The organism is Calothrix anomala FACHB-343, from assembly GCF_014696435.1.
Lineage (GTDB): Bacteria > Cyanobacteriota > Cyanobacteriia > Cyanobacteriales > Nostocaceae > Aulosira > Aulosira anomala_A.
Genome location: NZ_JACJQG010000023.1, coordinates 50,121 through 74,797, shown reverse-complemented (window position 1 = coordinate 74,797; position 24,677 = coordinate 50,121). Strand labels below are relative to the sequence as shown.

19 protein-coding genes and 1 pseudogene are annotated in these 24,677 nt (G+C 42.3%); 12 read left to right on the top strand and 8 right to left on the bottom strand.

All coding sequences use genetic code 11. The annotated features are described in order from the left end of the window. Positions 1 to 173 precede the first annotated feature (173 nt). Together panD and H6G08_RS15085 are read left to right on the top strand one after the other, a co-directional pair. Positions 174 to 557: an aspartate 1-decarboxylase gene (panD, locus tag H6G08_RS15090; protein WP_190543922.1), complete on the top strand. Its 384-nt coding sequence runs from the start codon at positions 174 to 176 to the stop codon at positions 555 to 557. A gap of 12 nt (positions 558 to 569) precedes the next feature. Continuing rightward, positions 570 to 1,466 carry an MBL fold metallo-hydrolase gene (locus H6G08_RS15085; protein ID WP_190543920.1) on the top strand — a complete coding sequence of 299 codons (897 nt, stop codon included), beginning with the start codon at positions 570 to 572 and terminating at the stop codon, positions 1,464 to 1,466. Between the two features lie 84 nt (positions 1,467 to 1,550). Here H6G08_RS15085 and H6G08_RS15080 read toward each other — a convergent pair whose 3' ends face one another. From H6G08_RS15080 to H6G08_RS15055, 6 genes are all read right to left on the bottom strand, one after another. Further along, complete coding sequence (locus tag H6G08_RS15080; RefSeq protein ID WP_190544038.1) at positions 1,551 to 2,624, bottom strand: anthranilate phosphoribosyltransferase family protein; 1,074 nt, start codon at positions 2,622 to 2,624, stop codon at positions 1,551 to 1,553. Positions 2,625 to 2,733: 109 nt separating this feature from the next. Further along, the gene (locus tag H6G08_RS15075; protein ID WP_190543917.1) at positions 2,734 to 3,681 is read right to left on the bottom strand and encodes a LysR family transcriptional regulator; all 948 of its coding nucleotides are present in this window, start codon (positions 3,679 to 3,681) and stop codon (positions 2,734 to 2,736) included. A 216-nt stretch (positions 3,682 to 3,897) separates the two neighbouring features. Beyond that, positions 3,898 to 5,196, bottom strand: a complete 1,299-nt coding sequence (locus H6G08_RS15070; RefSeq protein ID WP_313941857.1) for a HEAT repeat domain-containing protein — start codon at positions 5,194 to 5,196, stop codon at positions 3,898 to 3,900. 391 nt (positions 5,197 to 5,587) lie between these two features. Then, the gene (locus H6G08_RS38700; protein ID WP_339381695.1) at positions 5,588 to 5,779 is read right to left on the bottom strand and encodes a type II toxin-antitoxin system RelE family toxin; all 192 of its coding nucleotides are present in this window, start codon (positions 5,777 to 5,779) and stop codon (positions 5,588 to 5,590) included. 67 nt (positions 5,780 to 5,846) lie between these two features. Then, entirely contained in the window at positions 5,847 to 6,059 is a 213-nt protein-coding gene (locus H6G08_RS15060) for a RelB antitoxin-like protein (RefSeq protein WP_096644422.1), read from the bottom strand. A gap of 260 nt (positions 6,060 to 6,319) precedes the next feature. Next, entirely contained in the window at positions 6,320 to 6,748 is a 429-nt protein-coding gene (locus H6G08_RS15055) for a QcrA and Rieske domain-containing protein (protein WP_190543914.1), read from the bottom strand. Between the two features lie 399 nt (positions 6,749 to 7,147). On the opposite strand from H6G08_RS15055, the gene H6G08_RS15050 reads away from it, so the two are divergent. From H6G08_RS15050 to H6G08_RS15005, 10 genes and pseudogenes are all read left to right on the top strand, one after another. After that, positions 7,148 to 8,704 (top strand): ferredoxin--nitrite reductase, encoded by a 1,557-nt coding sequence (locus H6G08_RS15050; protein ID WP_190543911.1) that lies wholly within the window; start codon positions 7,148 to 7,150, stop codon positions 8,702 to 8,704. A gap of 119 nt (positions 8,705 to 8,823) precedes the next feature. Then, complete coding sequence (locus H6G08_RS15045) at positions 8,824 to 10,143, top strand: CmpA/NrtA family ABC transporter substrate-binding protein (protein WP_190543908.1); 1,320 nt, start codon at positions 8,824 to 8,826, stop codon at positions 10,141 to 10,143. A 57-nt stretch (positions 10,144 to 10,200) separates the two neighbouring features. After that, positions 10,201 to 11,040, top strand: a complete 840-nt coding sequence (gene ntrB / locus H6G08_RS15040) for a nitrate ABC transporter permease (protein ID WP_190543905.1) — start codon at positions 10,201 to 10,203, stop codon at positions 11,038 to 11,040. 90 nt (positions 11,041 to 11,130) lie between these two features. Continuing rightward, the gene (locus H6G08_RS15035; protein ID WP_190543902.1) at positions 11,131 to 13,119 is read left to right on the top strand and encodes an ABC transporter ATP-binding/substrate-binding protein; all 1,989 of its coding nucleotides are present in this window, start codon (positions 11,131 to 11,133) and stop codon (positions 13,117 to 13,119) included. 241 nt (positions 13,120 to 13,360) lie between these two features. Further along, the gene (locus tag H6G08_RS15030; RefSeq protein WP_190543898.1) at positions 13,361 to 14,209 is read left to right on the top strand and encodes a nitrate ABC transporter ATP-binding protein; all 849 of its coding nucleotides are present in this window, start codon (positions 13,361 to 13,363) and stop codon (positions 14,207 to 14,209) included. 540 nt (positions 14,210 to 14,749) lie between these two features. Next, positions 14,750 to 16,252 (top strand): NarK family nitrate/nitrite MFS transporter, encoded by a 1,503-nt coding sequence (locus H6G08_RS15025; RefSeq protein ID WP_190543895.1) that lies wholly within the window; start codon positions 14,750 to 14,752, stop codon positions 16,250 to 16,252. Positions 16,253 to 16,353: 101 nt separating this feature from the next. Beyond that, the gene (locus H6G08_RS15020) at positions 16,354 to 18,543 is read left to right on the top strand and encodes a molybdopterin oxidoreductase family protein (RefSeq protein WP_190543893.1); all 2,190 of its coding nucleotides are present in this window, start codon (positions 16,354 to 16,356) and stop codon (positions 18,541 to 18,543) included. Positions 18,544 to 18,846: 303 nt separating this feature from the next. Beyond that, positions 18,847 to 19,299 (top strand): annotated as a pseudogene (locus tag H6G08_RS15015) (phosphate-starvation-inducible PsiE family protein); the annotation flags it as partial. A 165-nt stretch (positions 19,300 to 19,464) separates the two neighbouring features. Further along, positions 19,465 to 19,926: a nitrate reductase associated protein gene (locus tag H6G08_RS15010; RefSeq protein ID WP_190543886.1), complete on the top strand. Its 462-nt coding sequence runs from the start codon at positions 19,465 to 19,467 to the stop codon at positions 19,924 to 19,926. Positions 19,927 to 20,514: 588 nt separating this feature from the next. Continuing rightward, a complete protein-coding gene (locus H6G08_RS15005; RefSeq protein ID WP_190543883.1) occupies positions 20,515 to 21,879 on the top strand; it encodes a PrsW family glutamic-type intramembrane protease in 1,365 nt (454 codons plus the stop codon). Positions 21,880 to 22,185: 306 nt separating this feature from the next. Here the strand turns inward: H6G08_RS15005 and H6G08_RS15000 are convergent, their stop codons facing one another. Continuing rightward, on the bottom strand, positions 22,186 to 22,824 hold the full coding sequence (locus H6G08_RS15000) for a hypothetical protein (protein ID WP_190543881.1): 639 nt from the start codon (positions 22,822 to 22,824) through the stop codon (positions 22,186 to 22,188). A 234-nt stretch (positions 22,825 to 23,058) separates the two neighbouring features. Continuing rightward, positions 23,059 to 24,645, bottom strand: a complete 1,587-nt coding sequence (locus H6G08_RS14995; RefSeq protein WP_190544033.1) for a CHAT domain-containing protein — start codon at positions 24,643 to 24,645, stop codon at positions 23,059 to 23,061. Positions 24,646 to 24,677: the final 32 nt, after the last annotated feature.

Here is a 24,677-nt window from a genome sequence, read left to right as displayed (position 1 = left end):
CTAAAACAAAAGAAGAAGCACAGAACAAACCAATGAATAACTAATGACAAATGACCAATGACAAATGACCAATGACCAATGACTCTTGAACATCACCAGAGTCAAGCAATCATCAATAATAACAACTTTTGCTATTTGCAGAACGCAAAAATTGCTACATAAACCCAAATCAAATGCAGCGAACTCTCCTTTCGGCAAAAATTCATAACTGTACCCTGACAGGGGCAAATGTTAACTATGTGGGAAGTATTAGTATAGATAACATTCTGTTGCAAAAAGCGGGTATATTACCTTACGAACAGGTACAGGTAGTTAATAAGGCGAATGGCGAGCGCTTTGTTACCTATGCCATACCTGCGCCAGCTTACTCAGGAGTAATTGAGCTAAATGGGGCAGCTGCACGTCTAGGCATAATAGGCGATCGCCTGATTATAATGGCCTACGGGCAGTTTACTCCGGAAGAGTTACAAAATTACTCGCCTACGGTTGTCATTGTAGACGAAAAAAACCAACTGTTGGAAGTACGGCACTACGATGACCTGCTCAGTAAGGTCTAAAATGCGAGGACAATGTCAAATTTTGAACTGTCAGGTTCCCAGAGCTACTTAACTGAGACGGAAGCTACCCCCCTCAGTCATCCCGCCACAGAATTTTTGGTGCAATTCTGGGGTGTGAGAGGTTTGATTGCTACCCCAGGAAATAACACCAATCGCTACGGTGGAAATACTGCTTGTGTAGAAATGCGCGTAGCCGGAAAAGAATTGATTTTTGATGGGGGTACTGGCTTAAGAGTACTGGGTAAAACTTGGCAGCAAAGGGAACAGCCAATTGAAGCGCATATATTTTTTACTAACTCCCAATTAAATCGCATTCAAGGCTTTCCCTTTTTTGCCCCTGCATTTATCGCCAAAAATAACTTCCACATTTACGGTACAGCCGCTTCTAATAGCGCTTCGATTAAGCAATGTCTGTACGATCAAATGCTTCAGCCGCACTTCCCCTATCCTTTACAGGTGATGCAATCACAATTGCATTTCCACAATCTCACTTCAGGGAGCAAGGTTAGCTTAGATGATGTAACGATTTATACGGCATTAATTAATCAACATCAGCGATCGCTTGGCTATCGTATCAGCTGGCAGAATTTGAGCGTTGCCTACATCACAGATTTGCCCAAAAATCCTGATGAAATCGAGCAAGAACGGATTTTACAGCTAATTACAGGGGTAGATTTATTAATTGCTAACGGTACTTATAATCCGCCGACAGCACACAATCACGATTTAGCAGATTTGCAATGGCAAACTGCTGTAGATTTAGCGCATCATGCCACAGTCAAAAGCTTAGTCATCTCACATTATCATCCAGATGATGACGATGATTTTCTCGACAGCGTGCAATCTGAAGTTAAGTCTGTATTCCCCAAAGCATTATTAGCCCGTGAAGGGATGGTTTTATCGCTTTAGGGCATTGGGCATTGGAAGATGAAGCAATCAGGAAAACAACTGACAACTGATCAATTGTACAGACGCGATTCATCGCGTCTCTGACTATTGCCCATTGACAACTGACAACTGACAACTGACTCTGGACAATTGACTGAGTTGTTTGAGTTTGTCTGCTACTACGCCACTCATAAATAATTCTTTGGCTGTGGCTATACCCGATCGCATATCGGGAGAAATACCACTACGCCATAGATAAAATCCACCATTCCATAAGGCGGTTTCCATTAATTCTGTGGCTGTACCTGCTAAAACCGCTTGCATTTCCGTCAGCAGTTCTTCGGTTGTGCCCAGGGGGACGTTTTTCGCTGGGATATCATAATCACGGGGCGCGAGGTGTAGTCTTTCTATTTCTCCTGTTGGGGATGATAAGCCAATAATCGCTGTGCGATCGCGTGGTAAGTCGCAGCTACCTTCCAATCCTTTAACCAATGTATATTTTGTGATGTTGTGCAACCCAAGCGTGGATTGAAATAAGGCTTCTGTTGGCGGATGGACAAACCCTGGAATTATATGTACATCCCCGGCGTAAGGACACCAAATTAGCTCCATTGTGGCAAAAGGCGGACGTTTGCCTAGTTGGTCGCGGTATTCCCAAAGACTGTTAATTAAGGGAAAATGCTGAGGCGTATAAACAAAGCCAATGCCAGTTTCTGCAAATACCTGCTGGGTTTTTTCTAGTGACAAGCTTGTCCAATTGACTCCTAAACCCTGCCAAATTTCTGCTAAGGGTAAACCGTATTTTGTCGGTAAGCGATCGCCTCCATGCATCACCACTGGTTGACCCACAGTAGCTAATAATAAAGCCGTAATTGGGCTAATAGGTGCCGTGCGGGTTCTGCCATCATAAGGAATACCAAAAACGATGACTGGTTTCTCAGTAGCGATGGGTTGAAGTTTTGGCCCTAGTTCGTTGTAAGCATCTAACATTCCCGCTAACTCGTCTGCTGTAGGACGTTTGATGCGGTGAGCAATGAGAAACGCCCCAATTTGGGCTGGGGTCGCTTCACCTAGCAATATCATCTTAGTAGCTGTTGCAGCTTCAGTGCGAGTTAGATTCTCTCCTGTATGATTTCCGCTACCAACCTTCTGTAGAAATTGCCTAAATAGATTGCTCATAGGAGTCAACAGTCAATGGTCAATAGTCAATGGTCAATGGTCAGTGGTCATTAGTCAATAGTACTGAGACTTCGGACTCTTGATTTGGGACATTTGACTGATGATAGCTTTAAGAAGCCGATCGCTGTTGATTAATTTGTGGTGGGATATTGTCGCGTACTAGTTGCCAAAAGTGTTTGATTGGAGGAATTTGCAAGCGATCGCCAGTTGTTACCATGACTACCCGACGGGTCAAACTAGAAGTATCGGGTACAGTACCATTATTATTACTGGCTAAGGGGCGGACGGCTAACGTCGGGTCAAGTTGGGCTTCCATTAATGCAGAATGGGGTAGCAAAGCTATGAGTTCGCCTTGACGCACTACTCCCCGGAAAGCATCTAGAGTGTTGACTTCTAAAGCCGCTTGCAATGTCGCTTCTAGTCGCTCAAATCTATCTTGAATTAAGCGTTGCATCCCATAACCATCTTTAAAGACTACTTGGGGATAACGCACTAATTCTGACCAAGGAATACATTCATATTGGGCTAATGGATGTTTTGCTGAGGTAAGAACTTCTATCGGTTCTTCATAGAGTACTTCTACCACCATTTCTCGCCCTGTGGTTAAAAAGCGATTGTTCATCACAATTGCTAAATCTACCAAGCCGTCTTTGAGGACTTTTAAAGCGCGATCGCTACCTAAGGAGGTGACGCGCAATTGCACATCTGGATAGTCGCGGCAAAATTGCTGCAACACTGGTGGTAAATAGGAGGCGCACAGGGAGTGAATTGCTGCAATGCACAATTCTGGCTGCTTCCCTGCAATTAAATCTGTTAACTCCTCAGTTGCAACTTGCCATTCTTGACAAATTTTGCGCACGCGAGGAAGTAATCGTTCACCTCCCAAGGTTAACTTGGCGTGAGTGCTGCGATGAAACAGTTCTATGCCCAAATCGGCTTCTAATGCCTGGATTTGGCGGCTGATGGTCGATTGGGTTACCCCACATTTACGTGCTGCTTGTTGAAAGCTGCCGGTGTCCGCGATCGCTATAAAAGCTTGCAACTGCTCTAGTCGCATTTTTTTGTAGCCTGAATTACATTTATGGCTTCCATTAACTTAACGGTTTTTTTACCTCAATTTGGTACAGTTTGTTACAAGTGGTGAGCTTTGCAATATTTTAATGTAAATTTTTCTCCAGTCATCCACGACTTATACCAATTCTCCAAAATATCGCTACCCATAGGCAGCAGGGGGAGAATTATTTGTAGCCTGAATTTAGAGAAATGGTATTACTTACCATTCAGCTAAAGCGATCGCTACTCCTGTTTGTAAATCGGATGCGATCGCAGTATTATTCGCTAGCTGCTGTAATTGTTGATGGGCGCTTTCTGGTGCGAGATTTTTCAAAGCCGCGATCGCATGAAGTCTCACGGCTGGTTCGGAATCGGCTAAAAGTAAAATTAAGGGTTCAATCGCTTGGATATTACCTAACTGTCCTAAAGCCAGCGCGATCGCACTTTTAATATGGGCAATTTCTTTAGCTGGATGCTGAGATTGCAGGATTTCTAGTAAAATTTCTGTGGCTAGTGCAGTTAATTGTGGTTTTTGCACTCTCCCTAAAACTGTGACAATTTCTTGCCACAATCTTTCTGATTTTATTTGTACAAATGCTTGTTGCAGATACTTTAACCCTGTCGCAGTTTCTAACCAACTTAAGGCGCGAATAATTTCTAATTGCAGCTTCAGCGATGAGTAGGGTGATAGTAGCACTGGAAATAAGCAATCAGCAGCTTTGTCACTACCCATCCGCGATAAAGCTATGGCTGCTGCACAAGCTACATCTTCGCTTAAGTCATGGAGTTTAGGTTGCAGCTGAGTCACTAAATCTAATGTTTGACATAAATCAGCGCGAGAAGCTAAACCTTGCACTGCGGCGAGTCTCACGGAAGTAGAGAAATCATCCAAAGCTTTTAATAATACTGGCGGGATGCGTTCATCGTGAAAGCTGCTGAGGGCTTCAATGGCTGCTAACCTGACTGTAGGTTGGGTGTCTTCCACAACAGTTAACAGAGGTGCAATGGTTTCTTTACGGCGGATGTAAGCAAGCGATCGCACTGCTAACAGTCTGGTACTTTCCTCAGCTAATAATTCAGTAATTTCCGCAATTGCTAAAGTATCCATTTGACCCAAAGCAGTAGCGGTCATTAACTTGAGTTCTTGATTATCGCTGGTTTTCAACAATTGCACCAAAGAAGCAATGGTATCCGGTTGCTGAAACTCACCTAAAATTCGCGCCGCATACCAGCGTACTTCTTCTTCTGCATCTTCATCTTCTAAGATGGCAATTAATGGCGCGATCGCAATATTTCCCAACTGAGTAAAAACTTTGGTAATCTCCCAACGTTGCTGAAAATCTCCCTGTTCTAAAATCGCCATTGCTAATTCCAGCCATTGCTCGCGATTTTGCTCAATTTCTGGATTTTTAGAGTTGGCTTTTAAAGTCAACTGTTGTAAATATAGAATCAACGATGACCAATCAGCTGCATCACGTGCTAACTGCGCCTGCATCAAAAGCTGGTTGATGTTATTCACAACTTTTCAAAACCCCTATATTGCTAATTTGCATATTGTCATAGACTACTACCGACGGACATTTAATTGTTCGCCAGTTCTAATATTTTATTTTTTTAAACGATAGAATTTATTTACGACAAGAACACCATTATATCAAAGCTAATTTAGCACTTACCGCATCAAGGCAAGTATTTAGAAAGACAAAACTTACAGCAGATTGCAAAGGCGTGAGGTAGAGATTAAGGGGAGCATCCCGCTTTTTTAATCAATACCCTAGAAGGGTATTGCTACACAAACAAAGCCTGCCTCCGCAGGCTTCAAAAACTTATAGCCTGCGGAGGCAGGCTTCGTCTTTATAGCCCCAGGCTTCCAGCCTGCGGGCGTTTGAAAAACTGGGATGCACCCCAGATTAAGGAAAAATCCTATAAATATCTTTACGATGTGCGACTCGTTGGCAAATTAATGTTTGTGTTTCTTTATCAACAGTAATACCTATTCTGTAATTGCCTACGCGAATCTTATATTTATCATCGTATCCCTGCATTTTTTGCAAATAACCTAATTCAAAGGGATTTTCTGACTCTAGTTCTTGAAAGACAATTGGTTCTATCCTTGCTCAAACATCTTCTGGTAAATCCACCAAATCTTTTAAAAACCTTTTAGTATATTCAACTTTCCACATTCTTATTTTTCAAATATTGGTAATATTTAACTGCTTCATCTTTAGAAAGGCGTTCATCATCTTCCGACTCTGCCATTAGCTTTACCAAGCCGTAGTTTTCTAATATTTCTTCAATTTTTTCAAAGTCAGCAATAGGAATTTGTACAGCAATAGGTTGCTGATTTTCATCCATGACGTAATTTTTGGTTATTTCTAGCATTTTTTTGTTTTTGAATAAGTCACTACAAAAGATGATGTCGTATCAACACAATTACTCAGTATTTCTTGGATACAAATATTGGACTTACGCGATAACTCTCCCAAACCCTTTTTACTACCCTTCGGGAAGCCACTTCGTGTCTACGTGTTCTTTGCGTTCTAGCCTGCGGGAACGGCTTCTCTACGAGACGCTGCGCGAACGCCGTAAGTGGTTCGTTTTTTCATGCTTCTGCGTAAGTCCTAAAATAGTAGAAGTTAATCCTATGACTTCACCACCACCGAATCACCTTCAATCTTAGCAGTATAGGTTTTTAGTGATTTATCAGCCGGGCCTTTCAGAACTTTACCATCTGCGGCAAATTCTGAGTCATGACAAGGACAGGTAAATTTTTTCCCGGCTTCATTCCATGTCACCGGACAACCTTTATGAGTGCAGTTAGGGTTTACAGCAATCAAATTGGCTGCTTGCGATTTACCAATTACTAAGACAGCACCAACTGGAGAGTCTTTCGCCAATAACTGACCGCTTTTGTCTAATTCTGCTACAGAGCCTACTTTTTGCCAACCACTATCGCCTGTAGATTTTGCTTCTGGTGTGGCTGTTTGCTCAGAACAAGCGGCGATGGCTACAGGTAAAGAACTCGCTAGTAAACCTAAACCTACCCAATTAATGAAATCACGACGTTTCATGAGAAATGTTACTTTTAAGAATTTTGAAGTTTGGCGGAATAGCGATCGCTTTCCATCAGCGATTATATTATGCAGAAAATGCATCTGACGATTACATTTTTGGCAATTACTTTAAATTTTCGTAGCGATTTATACGATTTTAGCGAAAATCCACCCTTAACCTTAATAGTATGTAAATCGTTACACTTTCAGTACCCGAACATTCCTTACACAACTACCCAATGAATACACGGAAACATTTTTCCTGAAGCAATCATTTCCGCACCAAATACCTAAATATAGATTATCACTGCTTTTGCCCTAGTAGACAGAGGAATGGTCAAACTACGGGTTAGTTCATGATAGGCAAAAACTCGCTTTGGTTGTCCGGGATTCAAAACTTGCAATGAGAGTCAGCTCATGACAGACACAGCAACTAGCACTACAGCCAGCCTCAATAAGTTCGAGAAATTCAAGGCTGAAAAAGATGGACTTACCGTCAAAGGTGAGATAGAAAAATTTGCTAACCTTGGCTGGGAAGCAATGGATGAAACAGATCGCGATCATCGCCTGAAGTGGGTGGGTGTATTTTTTCGCCCAGTCACCCCTGGTAAATTTATGATGCGGATGCGGATACCCAACGGTATTCTCACCAGCGATCAAATGCAGGTGTTAGCAGAAGTAGTGCAGCGTTACGGTGACGATGGTAGTGCTGATATTACCACCCGCCAGAATATCCAATTACGGGGTATCAGAATTGAAGACTTACCCGAAATCTTCAATAAAATGCACGCCGTTGGTTTAACCAGCATTCAATCAGGGATGGATAACATCCGCAACATCACAGGCGATCCGGTAGCGGGATTAGATGCGGATGAATTGTTTGATACGCGGGAATTGGTGCAACAAATTCAGGATATGCTGACCAACAAAGGTCAAGGCAATCCAGAGTTTACCAATCTTCCCCGTAAGTTTAATATTGCCATTACAGGTGGAAGAGATAACTCTGTCCATGCCGAAATTAACGATTTAGCTTTCGTTCCTGCGTTTAAAGAAGGTATATTAGGCTTTAATATCCTAGTAGGCGGATTTTTCTCAGCCAAGCGTTGTGAAGCAGCCCTTCCCTTAAATGCTTGGGTTGCACCTACAGATGTAGTTGCGGTATGTAGAGCGATCGTAGAAGTATTTCGTGACAACGGCTTCCGTGCTAATCGCCAAAAAGCGCGGCTAATGTGGTTAATTGACGAGTGGGGTTTAGATAAATTCCGCTTGGAAGTCGAACACCGTCTAGGGAAAGCATTTTTACCCGCAGCACCAAAAGATGAAATCGACTGGGAAAAACGCGATCATGTTGGTGTATACAAACAAAAGCAACCAGGGTTAAATTACGTAGGTTTACATATTCCTGTAGGACGGTTTTACGCTGGGGATATGTTTGAAATTGCCCGTTTAGCCTCAGTTTACGGCAATGGGGAAATCCGGTTGACAGTAGAACAGAACGTAATTATTCCCAACATTCCGGATTCGCGGTTAGCAACATTTTTAACTGAACCACTACTAGAAAGATTTGCCATTAATCCAGGGTTATTAACGCGATCGCTAGTTTCTTGCACAGGCGCACAATTTTGCAACTTTGCCCTGATAGAAACCAAAAACCGCGCCTTAGCCACCATTCAAGCCTTGGAATCCGAGTTAATTCTCACCCGCCCCGTCCGCATTCACTGGACTGGCTGCCCTAATTCCTGCGGACAACCACAAGTAGCCGATATCGGCTTAATGGGAACAAAAACCCGTAAAAACGGCAAAACCTTAGAAGGGGTTGACATCTACATGGGCGGTAAAGTCGGCAAAGATGCCCATTTGGGAACATGCGTTACCAAAGGTATACCCTGCGAAGACTTACAGCCAGTATTACAAGATTTACTCATCCAGCATTTCGGCGCAAAGCTCAAAGCAGAAGCCTTAGTTACCCATTAGACAAGGACAAGGGGGACAAACAATTCAAAATTCAAAATTCAAAATTCAAAATTAAGAATTTTATTTGACTTTTGCCCAATGCCCAATGCCCCATGCCCATTACCACTAACAACTAACCAATGACTAATCTCTCGCGTAGAAAATTTATTTTCGCTTCCACAGCTGCGGCTGCGGCTTCTATCTTGGCTCATGGTTGTTCTTCTAGTGATTCCACTACAACAGGTGAACAATCTCCCTCAGCAGCGCCAGCAGCTAATGTTTCTACCTCGGCTAATGCACCTAAAGTTGAAACAACCAAAGCCAAGTTAGGATTTATCCCCCTGACAGACGCCGCACCTCTGATTATTGCTAAAGAAAAGGGCTTCTTTGCTAAATACGGTATGACTGATGTTGAAGTCATTAAGCAAAAATCTTGGCCTGTCACCCGCGATAACTTAAAAATCGGTTCTTCAGGTGATGGTATCGATGGAGCGCATATCCTCAGCCCCATGCCTTACTTGATGACAATTAATGATAAAGTGCCCATGTATTTATTGGCACGGTTAAATACTAACGGGCAAGCTATTTCTGTTGCTAATAAATTGAAAGATTTTAAAGTCGGCTTAGAAAGTAAAGCTTTAAAAGAGGCTGCGGAAAAAGCTAAAGCTGATAAAAAATCCATGAAAATGGCGATAACATTTCCTGGTGGAACCCACGATTTATGGATGCGCTATTGGTTAGCTGCTGGCGGAATTAACCCCGATCAAGATGTAGTTTTGGAACCTGTACCACCACCACAAATGGTAGCCAATATGAAAGTTGGTACAGTTGATGCTTTTTGTGTAGGCGAACCTTGGAATGCTCAATTGGTAAGCCAAAAGTTAGGTTACACAGCTTTAGTTACAGGCGAATTATGGAAAGATCATCCAGAAAAAGCCTTCGCTATGCGCAAAGATTGGGTTGATAAAAATCCTAACGCCGCACAAGCATTATTAATGGCAGTTTTAGAAGCACAACAATGGTGTGATAAAGCAGAAAATAAAGAGGAAATGTGCAAAATCTGTGCCGATCGCAAATACTTTAATGTTGCCGCAGCAGATATTTTAGAAAGGTCTAAAGGTAATATTGACTACGGTGATGGACGTACAGAGAAAAACTTCGCCAATAGCATGAAATTCTGGGCTGATAATGCTTCCTATCCTTATAAGAGTCACGATACTTGGTTTTTAACAGAAGATATTCGCTGGGGCTATTTGCCAAAAGATACCAAAGTCAAAGAAATTGTCGATCAAGTCAATAGAGAAGACTTATGGAAAAAAGCTGCCCAAGCAATTAATGTACCTGCGGCGGAAATTCCTACTAGTAGTTCGCGGGGAGTTGAGACTTTCTTTGATGGTGTGAAATTTGACCCAGAGAAACCAGAAGAATATCTCAATAGTTTGAAGATTAAGAAAGTTTAATTATAACTGTGATCGCTGTTTGTTGAATCAACTAAAATTACACAGGAGAAAAGAAAAATGACAGCTATTGCGGGCATTCGGATTAGCAAAAAAAAGTCCCAAAAAGCTATTAGTAAATTATTCTGGCGAAAAATTGCGCCACCAATAGCAGCGCTAGCAGTTTTTCTGGTGATTTGGCAGCTACTTTGTTTAAATCCTAGCTTTAAGTTACCAGGCCCAATTGAAACAATAAAAGAAACTTGGAATCCGTTTATTATTCAGCCATTTTTTGATAATGGTGAAAGTGATAAAGGTTTAGGTTGGCAAATCCTCAATAGTTTAGGTAGAGTCGGTTTAGGATTTTCTCTAGCAGCAATTGTTGGTATTAGTTTAGGAATTGTCATCGGTGCTAATCCATTACTATTTAATGCTGTCGATCCCCTGTTTCAAGTATTGCGTACTGTACCGCCCCTAGCTTGGTTACCTATCTCCCTAGCAGCATTTCAGCAAGCTAATCCTTCAGCAATTTTCGTCATTTTTATTACCTCAATTTGGCCGATTATTATTAACACTACAGTCGGCGTCCAACAAATTCCCCAAGACTACGTAAATGTCGCTAGAGTTTTACGCCTCAAAGGTTTTAAGTACTTCTGGAAAATAGTTTTCCCCGCTACTGTTCCCTATATCTTCACAGGTTTACGTATCGGAATTGGTTTATCTTGGTTAGCAATTGTCGCGGCAGAAATGTTAGTTGGTGGCGTCGGGATTGGCTCATTTATTTGGGATGCCTATAACACAACGACAGAGACCAATTTAAGTGAAATTATCTTAGCCCTTATCTACGTTGGTTTAGTGGGCTTAATGTTAGATAGATTAGTAGGTTTTATTGCTAGCAAAGTTGTTGCAGAGCAGAAGTAGTCAATAGTCCAAAGTCAAGAGTCAAAAGTAGATTATTGACTCTTGATTCTTGACAAATGACCAATGACGAATGACTAAGGACTAATAACAATGACTACTTTTGTAGAAGTCGATCATGTCGATCGCGTGTTTGATTTACCCAATGGCAGTAAATATATTGCCCTGAAAAATATTGAGTTGAAAATTAAACAAGGTGAGTTTGTTTCACTCATTGGGCATTCTGGTTGTGGTAAATCTACCTTGCTAAATATCATTGCAGGTTTAGATCAAGCCAGTATTGGCGGCGTAACGTTGGAAGGGCGAGAAGTTAGAGAACCCAGCCCAGACAGGATGGTAGTATTTCAAAATTACTCCCTGCTTCCCTGGTTAACGGTACGGGAAAACATCGCCCTAGCAGTGGATGAAGTTTATAAGGATCAGCCCAAAGGTGAAAGACGGGGTATTGTTGAAGAACATATCGACATGGTGGGGCTGCGCCTCGCCGCGAATAAACGCCCCAGCGAATTATCTGGAGGGATGAAACAACGAGTTGCGATCGCGCGTGCTTTGGCTACCCGTCCCAAGTTGTTATTGCTAGATGAACCCTTTGGGGCGTTAGATGCGCTGACAAGAGGTAGTTTGCAACAACAACTGATGAAAATCTGCAACGAACACAACGTTACCTGCGTGATGGTGACACATGATGTTGATGAAGCGCTATTGTTGAGCGATCGCATCGTTATGCTCACTAATGGCCCGGAAGCCCACATCGGCCAAATTCTCGAAGTCCCCATCCCCCGCCCCCGCCAGCGTTTAGAAGTCGTAAATCATCCCAGCTATTACAATCTGCGGAACGAAATGATTTACTTCCTCAATCAGCAAAAACAAGCAAAAAAACGCCAAGCTGCACAAACTCAAGCACCCGTCATCATCTCCCGCAACGGCTTAGAAAAGGTAAATCTAGACATCGGCTTTCTACCCCTCACCGATGCTGCACCCTTAATCGTGGCTCAAGAAAAAGGTTTCTTTGCCCAGTACGGCTTAGAACAAATCACCCTCAGCCGCGAAACTAGTTGGAAAGACATAGCCAAAGGTGTAGGTACTGGCAGATTAGACGCAGCCCAAATGGTTGCCGGTATGCCCCTCGCCCTCACTTTAGGCGCTGGTGGTAAAAAGTCCATTCCTATAGTCAACGCCCTAAATCTTTCCCGCAACGCTAACGCCATCACCTTCAGCAAAAGATTATATAACCAAGGTGTGAGAACCCTCGCTGACTTAAAAACAGCAATTAACGCTTCTCCCGACCAAATTTTAACTTTGGGAATCGTCCATCCCACATCCATGCAGAACCTAATTCTGCGTTACTGGTTAGCAGCCGGGGGAATCGATCCCGACACAGACGTTAGCCTGACAGTCATCCCGCCCACAGAAATGGTTTCCCAACTCAAAGCCGGCAATATTGACGGTTACTGTGCTGGCGAACCTTGGAACTACCGTGCTGTTCATGAAGATGTCGGTTTTATCGCCGCTACCGCCTTAGAAATTTGGTCAGGACAGCCGAAAAAAGTTCTGGGAGTGCGGGAAGAATGGGCGCAGAAATATCCAGAAACTTATTTAGCTTTAGTCAAAGCCCTCTTAGAAGCTTGTAAATACTGCGACGACTTCCGCAACCGCGAAGAAATTGTCGAATTAATCTGTCGTCCTGAATACCTAAATACAAATCCTGCATACATCCGTCCTGGTTTTACCGATCCCTACGATCGCGGTGACGGTACAGCACCCCAAGAATTAGCCAGATACAACCAGTTTTACCTCAATCAAACCAATTATCCCAACCGCACCGAATTGTTATGGATGGTAACTCAGTTAGCACGTTGGGGTTTAGTCAGCTTCCCCAAAAACTGGGTAGAAGTAATTGACCGAGTATGCCGCACAGACATATTCGGCGCAGCTGCACGCGATCTTGGCATTCTCGACATCGGTCAAGACGATCCCATTCATTTATTTGATGGTAAAGTTTTTAACCCATCAGAGCCACTAGAATACCTCAACAGCTTGGAAATCAAACGGCGAATCCGTGTTGAAGAAGTATTTATTTAGTCAATGGTCAATGGTCAATAGTCAATGGTCTATCGCATCAATTTTACAGAGTAAACTGATTCTCTCTTTCTCTTCTTCTTTTCTTTCTTCGTGTACTTCGCGTCTTCGCGGTTCGTTTTTTTTATCTCTCTGTGTCCTCTGCGTCTCTGCGGTTAATAAATTCTTTTGAACCGCAGAGGCGCAGAGGCGCAGAGAAAAAAGAGATTTTACATAGCAATAACTAGCTTAAATATAAATAACCATGCAAACAGCCAAAAAAACCACCAACACAACCCAAACCAACCACCTACAAACACAGAAAGCCGAAAACTTTCTTGTAATCGAAGGCGTCAGCAAAATTTACCCCACCCCCGAAGGCCCTTACACCGTATTAGATGGAATTGACCTAAAAGTTCGTGAAGGTGAATTTGTTTGCATCATTGGTCATTCTGGCTGCGGTAAATCAACTTTACTCAACATGATATCCGGGTTCAACACCCCCACCGATGGCGTTGTTCTTTTGCAAGACCAACCCATCACCGAACCAGGCCCCGATAGAATGATGGTATTCCAAAACTATTGCCTTTTACCTTGGCTAAACGTTTTTGATAACGTTTACCTAGCGGTAGATTCGGTATTTCCCAAAAAAACCCAAGCCGAAAAAAGAGCGATCGTCAGAGAACATTTAGCGATGGTAGGGTTAACAGAAGCTGCTGATAAAAAACCCAGCCAAATTTCTGGGGGAATGAAACAGCGAGTTGCGATCGCGCGCGCTCTCTCCATCCGTCCCCAAGTTCTGATTCTCGATGAACCATTTGGCGCATTAGATGCAATCACCAAAGAAGAATTACAAGAAGAACTATTGCAAATCTGGCGCGATCATCAAGTCACCGTATTGATGATTACCCATGACATAGATGAAGCCCTATTCTTAGCCGACAGAGTTGTGATGATGACAAATGGCCCATCTGCACAAATTGGGGAAATATTAGAGATTCCCTTCGCTCGTCCGCGCAATCGTCGCCGCATCATGGAAGACCCAGAATACTATAACTTACGGAACTATGCTCTAGACTTCTTGTATCGCCGTTACGCTCACGACGATGAATAATCACAATTAGAACAATTCTTTGGCAATGGTATTGAAAAATCTAGCCTGCGCAGGCAGGCTACCCTGCGGGAAGCCGCTACGCGTCTATGTAATTATAGCCCCAGGCTTACAGCCTGAGGGCGTTAATAAGCAGCCTCACATAGAATTGGTAGAAGTATGATTTTTAACGCATAGCTCTGATGCCATTTTTACATTAATACCAACAAACTGTAATTGTAGATACAAATCAACCTGCTAAGTAAGCATAATTTAGTATTAACAACATCTTACGTACTCCCGAATATTTCACTAGTCTGGGAGTCATAATTTCAGCTTTAAATCCAGCGTCAATAGATAGCCAGAAATATCCGAATTTAACAGGGTAATTCAATAATTAAAGACCTCTATATCTAGATGTAGATGTAGCAGATTGTTTTGGTTTTAAATACCAACTTAATTGTCTTTAATTTTGAATTTTAAATTTACGACTATGCTTGGGGTCAATTTTAAATTGTTAACCCTGTATTGCTCCATGCAGTTTTGTAATTGAGGAAACTTTGAATGCTCAAAGGATTATTTTCATTCAGGGATCGCTATCGTATCCTGCATCAGACTTGGTTTGCTTTTTTTCTCACCTTTGTCTGTTGGTTTAACTTTGCTCCCTTTGCCACAACTATTGGTAAGCAACTAGATTTAGCACCTGAGCAAATTAAAACTTTGGGCATTTGTAACCTCGCTTTAACAATTCCTGCAAGGTTAATTATTGGGATGTTGCTGGATCGTTTTGGCCCCAGAATTACCTATTCAATACTATTAATGTTCGCGGCTGTTCCTTGTTTAGCAACAGCATTATCCCAGGATTTTAATCAATTAGTAATCAGTCGCTTACTGATGGGAATTGTGGGTTCTGGGTTCGTTGTTGGTATTCGTATGGTAGCGGAATGGTTCCCACCCAAAGAGATGGGAAGCGCTCAAGGTATTTATGGGGGTTGGGGTAATTTTGGTGCTTTTGGTGCAGAATTTGCCTTACCCATGATTGCTGTAGCCACAAGCTTTTTAGCTGGTGGTGCTTCTAACTGGCGTTTAGCGATCGCACTTACAGGTATCGTTGCTGCTATCTACGGCGTAATATATTACAACAGCGTTCAAGATACGCCGGCTGGTAAAGTTTACAAAAAACCGAAGAAAAATGGTGCTTTAGAAGTAACTAGCATTAAAAGCTTCTGGGCAATGATTATCTCCAATTTTGGGTTAATATTTGCCTTGGGTTTATTAGCTTGGCGTTTAGAACAAAAGAATATTCATTTTTTGACTTTAAGTCAAATGTATTTGGTTTGGTTTCTCTTAGCAGGATTATTCGCTTACCAAACCTATAAAGCTTATCAAGTTAACAAAGAATTGCTAATAGGAAAGAAAACTTACCCAGCTTTGCAACGCTATCATTTTAACCAAGTTGCATTACTTGAATTCACTTATGTAACTAACTTTGGTAGTGAATTAGCAGTAGTTTCTATGCTCCCAGCGTTCTTTGAAAAAACCTTTGCCTTAGAGCATGTAGTCGCAGGGATGATTGCTGCAACATATCCCTTTTTAAATTTAATTTCTCGTCCTAGTGGTGGCTTAATTTCTGATAAATTTGGCTCGCGCAAATGGACAATGACAATTATTAGCGCTGGTATTGGTATCGGTTATTTAATGGCACATTTTATCAGTAGTAGCTGGCCAATTCCGTTAGCGATCGCAGTCACAATGTTTGCCGCTTACTTTGCTCAAGCTGGTTGTGGTGCAACCTACGGCATTGTACCTCTAATTAAAAAAGAAGCTACCGGACAAATTGCCGGTAACGTCGGTGCTTACGGCAATTTTGGTGGTGTAGTATACCTCACAATTTTCAGCCTCACCGATGCATCAACCCTCTTTACCACAATGGGTATAGCTGCTTTAATTTGCGCCTTTATGTGTGGCTTCTTCCTCAAAGAACCTCAAGGTTCCTTCGCTGGTGCTTATGAAAGCGACTCATCAGAAACGATCGCAACACCTCCACAGATTTTAGCTGAAGAGTAATTTTGGGGCATTGGGCATGGGTGATTTGTCACCTGTTTATGTATCCCTAATCCCTAGCCCCTAGTCCCTAATCCCTAGTCCCTAGCCCCTAGCCCCTACTTATGAGTGAATTTACCAAAACCCTTTGTCCTTACTGCGGCGTTGGCTGTGGGTTAGAAGTTTCGCCCCCAGCGCAACCAGGAAAAGCGACTAATCGGGATAGTCAAGGAACTCCAATTTGGCGCGTGCGAGGAGACAAAGCGCACCCATCTAGTCAGGGGATGGTTTGTGTTAAAGGTGCAACTATCGCTGAGTCGTTAGATAAAAATAGGCTCCATTACCCAATGGTGCGAGACTCTTTAGAGCAAGAGTTTCGGCGCGTCAGTTGGGATGAAGCGTTTGATATCATTACCAAGCGCATTCAAACGGTGCGTTACACCCAAGGTTCAGAAGCTATCTGTATGTACGGTTCTGGACAATTCCAAACGGAGGATTATTACATCGCCCAAAAACTGATGAAGGGATGTCTGGGTAGTAATAATTTTGATGCCAATTCGCGTTTATGTATGTCTAGCGCTGTATCTGGCTACATTCAAAGCTTTGGCGCAGATGGCCCTCCTTGTTGTTACGACGATTTAGAGTTAACCGACTGTGCATTTTTAATTGGTACGAATGCTGCTGAATGTCACCCGATAGTTTTCAATCGCTTGGCGAAGTATCACAAGAAAAATCGCAAAGTCAAAATGATTGTTGTCGATCCTCGACGCACACCCACCGCAGAAGCAGCCGATTTGCATTTAGCTATTCGTCCAGGTACAGATATTGACTTGTTAAATGGTATTGCTTACCTATTGATGCGTGGGAATGCTATTGATGTTGGGTTTATTGACGACTGTACGAGTAACTTTCCTGCCTATGCAGAGGTGATTCGTCATTATGCTCCCGATATCGTGGCGGATCGTTGCGGTATTAGCGTTGCAGATTTGGAAACAGCAGCGCGTTATTGGAGTCAATCCGAGAGGGTGTTGTCTTTGTGGTCGATGGGTGTGAATCAATCCAGTGAAGGGACAGCGAAGGTAAGGACAATTATTAACCTGCATCTGATGACAGGACAAATTGGTAAGCCGGGAGCCGGGCCTTTTTCTTTGACCGGTCAACCCAATGCAATGGGGGGACGGGAAGCTGGCGGTTTAGCGCATTTATTACCCGGTTATCGCTTGGTGAAAAATCCCCAGCATCGCGCCGAAGTTGAGGATTTTTGGGGCTTAAAGCGAGGACAAATTTCACCAAATCCCGGTTTAACGGCGTGGGATATGATTACTGGATTAGAAGATGGCTCAGTGGGATTGCTGTGGATAGCGGCTACTAACCCAGCTGTGAGTATGCCAGATTTAGAACGGACTAAAAAGGCATTGTTGCGATCGCCCTTCACTATCTATCAAGATGCCTATTATCCCACGGAAACGGCTGCTTACGCTCACGTTCTGTTACCTGCGGCGCAATGGGGTGAAAAAACTGGGGTAATGACTAATTCCGAGCGTACAGTCACCCTATGTCAAGCATTCCGCCAACCGCCTAGAGAAGCTAAAGCAGATTGGGAAATTTTTGCCGAAATTGGACGGAGATTAGGTTTTATCAAAGAATTTAGCTATGCTAACTCCGCAGAAGTTTATGCAGAATTTGTCCGCTTAACTCGCGATCGCCCTTGTGAAATGACTGGTATTAGTCATGAAGGATTGCGAGAGTTTGGCCCCACCCAATGGCCTCATCCAGAAGCAGCAGAAACTCCGAGACATGAAAGAAAGCGCCTCTACACAAATCTCCGCTTTCATACCCCTGATGGCAGGGCGCGGTTTGGCGCGTATCACTCACGGGGATTAGCGGAACCACCAGATCCCAATTATCCTTTTGTACTGACTACAGGACGCCTATACGGACATTGGCACACGCAAACCCGTACTGGACGGATTGGAAAAATTCGCCAAATGCATCCCGATCCGTTTATCGAGATTCATCCCCGTGATGCAGCAAAGTTGGGGATTACAGATAACCAATTGTTAGAAGTGCGATCGCGTCGCGGTAAAGCCAAATTTCCTGCTAAAGTCACAAAAGCGATCGCCCCTGGTACCGTATTTGTCCCTATGCATTGGGGCGCACTTTGGGCAAACGAGGCGGAAGCTAACGCCCTGACTCATCCAGAATCTTGCCCAGATTCATTACAACCAGAGTTAAAAGCTTGTGCAGTACAATTAGTACCCATGTCTGTGGAAGTGACATTTAAAAATTTTCAACTCCAGTCCTCCCAATGGTAAGCTGCTAAATAGATTTCTCAATTTTGATTGAGAATATAACCCATAGTTAATATTCAATAGTTACGATTATTTTTTTAAATCCTCTAGATTTATCTATAGGATTTTTGTTTTATGTTTGAATATTTACTATGGATCAGAAAGAGTAATTTCACAAATAAGCAAACTATTCATTAGTAAGTTGGGCACTGCTTAACATCCACTCAAATCTTGAATGGGACAGTTATCGGCAGTGCCTAGCCTACAATAATTTATTTGTATTTTTATTTTTGATAATTAAATTTAGCTAAAAAATAGGGGCAGCAAATGAGGAGACTATTCAAAAATTTGGCAGAAAATACCAAAGATGAGAAATTTATGCACTTTATTGAAAGTATCGAAGTGCTAGTTTCCAAGATTTTATCTTTATTAATGGTATTGGTAATTTTGGCAGCATTAGGAGATTTGGTGATCTTTCTGGCAAAAGAGTTATTTACTACCCCATACGGCAAATTTAATACTACCTTATTTAAGATATTTGGTTTATTTCTCAATATTTTGATAGCTTTAGAAATCTTAGAAAATATCACTGCCTACCTGCGTAAGCATGTAGTTCAGGTAGAATTAGTAATTGTTACATCTTTAATCGCTGTCGCTAGAAAAATTATTATTCTTGACCTAGAAAAAGTGTCAGGAATTGATATCATTGGGTTAGGTATAGCAGTTTTAGCTCTATCAATTAGTTATCTCATAATTCGTTATAGCAATTCCCATTCTCGAAAAAATAAGGTAAACTCATCTCCTTTGGTGTATAAAGAACTTGATAAATCCAAGAAAATAATCAGAAAAGACCATTCTTGATTTCAAGATATATATCTTAGGAAAATAGAGACACAAATAATTCATACTGCTGCCATATCCCCTTTTGTCGATCGCAAATGACAAATGACTAATCATCAAACTTTCTTTGATTTTGAAGCAGATTTCGTTGAATCCCTCCGTTGCATCCCCATGCAAGTGCGCTACAAACTAGATACTTGTGGTATCAAACTCAAGTTGTCTGATTGGCATCAAATGTCTCAGGCTGAACGAGAAGCTTTAGTTGAATTACCTTGCACTACAGAAACAGAAATTCAATCTTATCGCCATTATCTCGAACAGTTAATTGTCACTCGTACAGGTGTACCAGCTAAACAATTACCCATTGAACCCCATCCGGAGTGGATGGACTCGACTAATTTACCAGCTAGCGTTCAAGAAAAAGCTCAAGAAGTAGGTGTTGCGATCGCAACTCAACAATGGGAAGCTTTAACCCCTCTACAGCGATTTGCGCTGATTAAACTCAGCCGTTCCGGACACGAGAACAAAAACTTTCCCAAAGCGGTGAGAGAATTTCATTTACTCTGAAACTAGAGGCTAGTACGCATCAACAGTCAACAGTCAACAGTCAACAGTCAACAGTCAACAGTCAACAGTCAACAGTCAACAGTCAACAGTCAACGATATTTTCAAACTAGGTACAAGAAAAGATTAATTTTCATAACCTAGTAGTGTAATTTATCACATAAACTTTAGCATCAAGATAGCATTGAGGTTACACCATTGGGACAAGATTTAATGTTAGGGTTGTCAACAGTCCACAATCCATAGTCTATAATTTGTTGACAATTGATCGTTAAGCATCTACAGCCTCAACTCCAAATCAACCAAAGATATAGTCTTAGTGCTAACAATCTACAGCTTGTCAGCACGCGATCGCATAATTTTGGTTTTTACGGAGAAAATTTCGGATTGTTGAGCAGTGAGTGAAGCTATATTGTATTTAGCCATGCCGCAGTTACAGTAATCCAGTATGATGAACAAATTTAAAGTCACAATTCAGGTACGGCAGATAATTTTTTTTGCAACATTTAAATGAGATTGCTGTAAATTGGTTAGGCTTAAGTTCTAATAACAAGTAATTTCCGAATTCTTTGAGACAAGCAATCTAACTCGATGACAGGCAAAAACGCAAGACATAATGCATTTCTGCGGCTAGTGTCTGGTAATGGGGCACCTCTTAGGTCAGAATTCCGCTACTCGCTGCTCCCAAGTCAAGAGATGATCGTTGGACGCGACCCCAGCTGCCAAATTGTCTTGGATGCCATGATGTATCGGATGGTATCTCGTCGTCATGCTGTGGTTCGTCCGCTCTCTTCCCCAGATAACAAATTTAGCTGGCTTATTTGTGATTTAAATAGCGCTAACGGTACGTATTTAAACGGACAGCGCATCCAAGGTTGTCAAGAATTACAGCCAGGCGATCGCATTTCTTTAGGTGCTGACGGGCCGCAATTTGTGTTTGAGCATGATTATGTACCCCAAGCCACAATCATGACCAGGCCAGCCACACCTCTGCCATCACCAGGGAGTTATCCCGCACCCTTAAAATCTGATTCGGTGAGCTTTACTCAACTGTTCCCGATTATTTCCACTGGTAAAGATTTAACTCGTAAAGCTTATCTCATACCAGGAATTTTAACAGTAGTATTTGTGGTATTAATGTTTGCTACGGTAGGCAGACCACAAGCCAATCAAGTGATTGTTGCTAGTTATATAGCCTTTGCCGCTTATTACTTTGTATACCAACTCTGCGGTAAACAAAAGCCTTGGTGGGTACTAGCATCTGTAGCTTTAGGTACCGCAGTAATATTGAAAAGTCCCCTATTGGATTTGTTTATTTTTGTATTTCGCGGTTTATTGCCTGGGAACTTACCTTCATCTCAGGATACACTAACCTTCACCGAATTGCTGATACGGATGTTTTTTGGTGCAGGTTTAATGGAAGAATTACTGAAAGCATTACCTGTATTAGCAGCCTTAGCTATTGGCCTGATATTGCCCTCACCTTGGCGAGAACGCATAGGTATCTGGGAACCTTTAGATGGCATTCTCTTAGGAACTGCTTCGGCAGTGGGTTTTACTTTATTAGAAACTCTTGGTCAGTATGTGCCTGTTATTACTCAAAATGTGGCGCAACAAGCGGGAGTAGGCACTGGTCAACTCGTAGGTTTACAATTACTAATTCCGCGAATTTTAGGTTCTGTAGCCGGACACATGGCTTACAGTGGCTATTTGGGCTATTTTATCGGTTTAGCTGTACTCAAACCCCGTCTAGTTTGGCAAATTCTCCCCATTGGGTATGTAAGCGCAGCTGCACTTCATGCCTTATGGAATGCTACTGGTTCAATCAATGCCTTGTTATTGGTAATTGTTGGGGTATTATCCTACGCCTTTTTGATGGCAGCAATTTTAAAAGCACGTGCCCTTTCACCCACGCGATCGCAAAATTTCGCTACTCGCTTCCTCGGCCCTAAATGAGGGAGGAGGGAGAAGAGGAGGACAAGGAGGACAAGGGAGACAAGGGGGACTATTGACCATTGACCATTGACCATTGACTATTGACCATTGACTATTGACCATTGACCATTGACCATTGACTCTTTTCTACCTTGAGATAGATAGCGCTGCTTCCGCAATCAGCCTATAGTTGGAATTATACTAGGGAAATTGTCTTTAAAAATAACGAGAAAAAAAGTATAAGACCCGCAATACAAGCGTCGAGTGCGGGCAAAAGCAAGAAGTCGCCTGAATTAACTGACCCCTAAAGGATAAAAGACAACTGATTTAGGATTCTGACTGAAAGCTGTGAAGTTGGGTCAGAGCATAGTAAGAAATCGCTAAACTAACCTTTGCTCGCTCGACATCGGATAAACTTTCCCATTCCTTATTTTCAAATTTACTCATCACAGATCCTGGGTTATGTGGTTCTCCGCTACGCATAGCATAGGCATAAGGACGGGCTAAAACTAAGAGATCTTCTGCTGCCCAAGTTGGTAACACTCCTTGAACACACTCCACTAATTGCTCGCCAAGAGATTGCTGGGAGGTAAACATCTCAGTGGCTTTTTGGGCAATGTTATTTAGCCATTCTTGGGGTATGGCTGCGGCAAAAGCTGCTTGGAGATTAGCGAATAAAGTCTGACTGCTATTAGCTTGTTCCGGGGAATCAGTCGCATCTTCTGGCCATAGTGTATCAAGTTGTTGGTAAAAACCATGCGATCGCGTATTTAGCTCTTGTTCGTCCCATAACTCATCACTGAGAAACTGCTGTTCTAAAGCGCAAAAATAAGCATCTGATTCACTATCAGCAGGGTTCCAAGGGTAAGTTGCATCTTCTACTTCTAGTAAAGCGGCGAGGAAATCTAATTCGACTTGAGATGGTGAAGAAGTAAAATTAGCTGAGTTGTTAATATTGTTAATCATTTGTCGCCTCCGAGTTGATGATTGAGTTGATTATTTAGCGGTATTGACAGCTACAACTGTTCTTATTCCATTTCCGCAAAAATCAAATGAAATTTGCTGAGGATGAAACTATTTTTTCAGGCTGTTATTTTTTGGATAATCATTGAAATGCGATTAGTAATTTGGATTTACACAAACTACATAAATCACTCCTGTCTTGACAAGAAATCAAAACACGTTAGGTGTATGAACTAATTAGGAGTCTTCAATAATAAACTCCCAAGTTTCACCTCTGGAACTCCCAAACTTTAACTGCATTCCTGAGGTTAAAGGTACTTCCTCGCGGAGGATTTGTTGCCAGCCATTAGAACTAGAAACCCAGGTTGTACCGTAGGTAGATAAATCTTGTAAATAATAAGTTCTAACTGGATTTGTCCCGCTAAAAGTATTCCGACATAAAATTTCCGCATGGCGTTTAGACACAGAAGGTTCGGGAATGACAAGATCGTTGTCTTTAGTCCGACCAATGCGGGTGACACCAGAACGCAACAAGCAAGTTTTATCTGGTACTGCCAGCGATCGCAACGAAGCTGTAGGTACCGAAGCAATTATACTCGGAATTGTCGTATCTGGTAGTTCGGTAATTCCTTCATCAAAACTTTTAATGAGTTCGCCATCAAAATCAGGATGGAGATAGAGAACTGGTAAAGTCCAGGCTGGTTGATTAAACCTATATACTGTTAACAAATGTTGTCTAGCTTGGGCGACAGCTTCATCGATGGATTTACGCGATCGCAATGCTTCGGTAAAAGCTTGAATAAAACTGTGGCTTTCCGCATCCGCAATCTCATCTCGCATTCCCAAAACTGCCGGTACACCATGACGAATTAACACTTCTGCCAAACTGCTAGAAGGTATGGCTTGTTGATTAACCGCTGCCGGTCTTGCTAACCAACAAGCATTAAACACTGCTAATTTCACACCATTGCGAGTCAATACCTGAGCTAATTCTATGCCATTAAGAGTCATCCCCGGTCGTAAAAATAGTAAACCCCCGTCTGGATCGGGTAAACCATGACCGGCATAGAAAAAGACATTGTATGCTTTAGTTTCTAATTCTTGAATTAATTCCTGTGGTTGGGGTTGCAGCAATGTAGTTACCATACATGGTGCATATCCCTGAGAATAACTACCTAAAGGCCCTGCTTTAGTCAGAGTTTGTTTTAAAATTTCTGCTTCTTTTTCTAGTTGCAGATTTTTATTTTCATTTTCGCCTAATACCAACAGAATTTTCAGCGTCTGTTCTATACGTAAAGGCGGTAATGATTCAACTTCACTCGTAGTTCGGCTAAAGAGTAAATCTTGTGACAGCGACATTACCGATTGACCGGCTTCACGCTGCATAATTTCCCAAGGTAAGGCAATTAAATCCGGATCGCGAATTTCTAAGCGAAAGCGCAACCGAGTATGCTGTCCCATAGCTATACCCCGACTGCGTTCTAAACTACCGAGAATTGGCCCGTCAAATAACCAGCGCCACAGACTCATTCCCAAGTATTGCATCAGACGACTGCTATAACCTGCTGTTTGCCCTGAAGGGGATGAAGTCAAATTTATTGGTAATGGGGCTTTCTGTGGGAGGGATGCACCAGAAGCAATATTTAAAGGGTTATCACCTCCGAACATTTCCTGCCATTCTTGCCAAACTTGAGAGAGTTCAACTGGCCATATACAGTCATGCAAAACATAGCCACTAGGATAAGGCGCTTTAACTACCCAAATGGCGAAATTATCTGTGCCAGTGTTGGTCAAACGAGCGATCGCCAGGTTCAGGCATGGCAATGAAGTCATTAAACTTAAATGTGAAAACAATT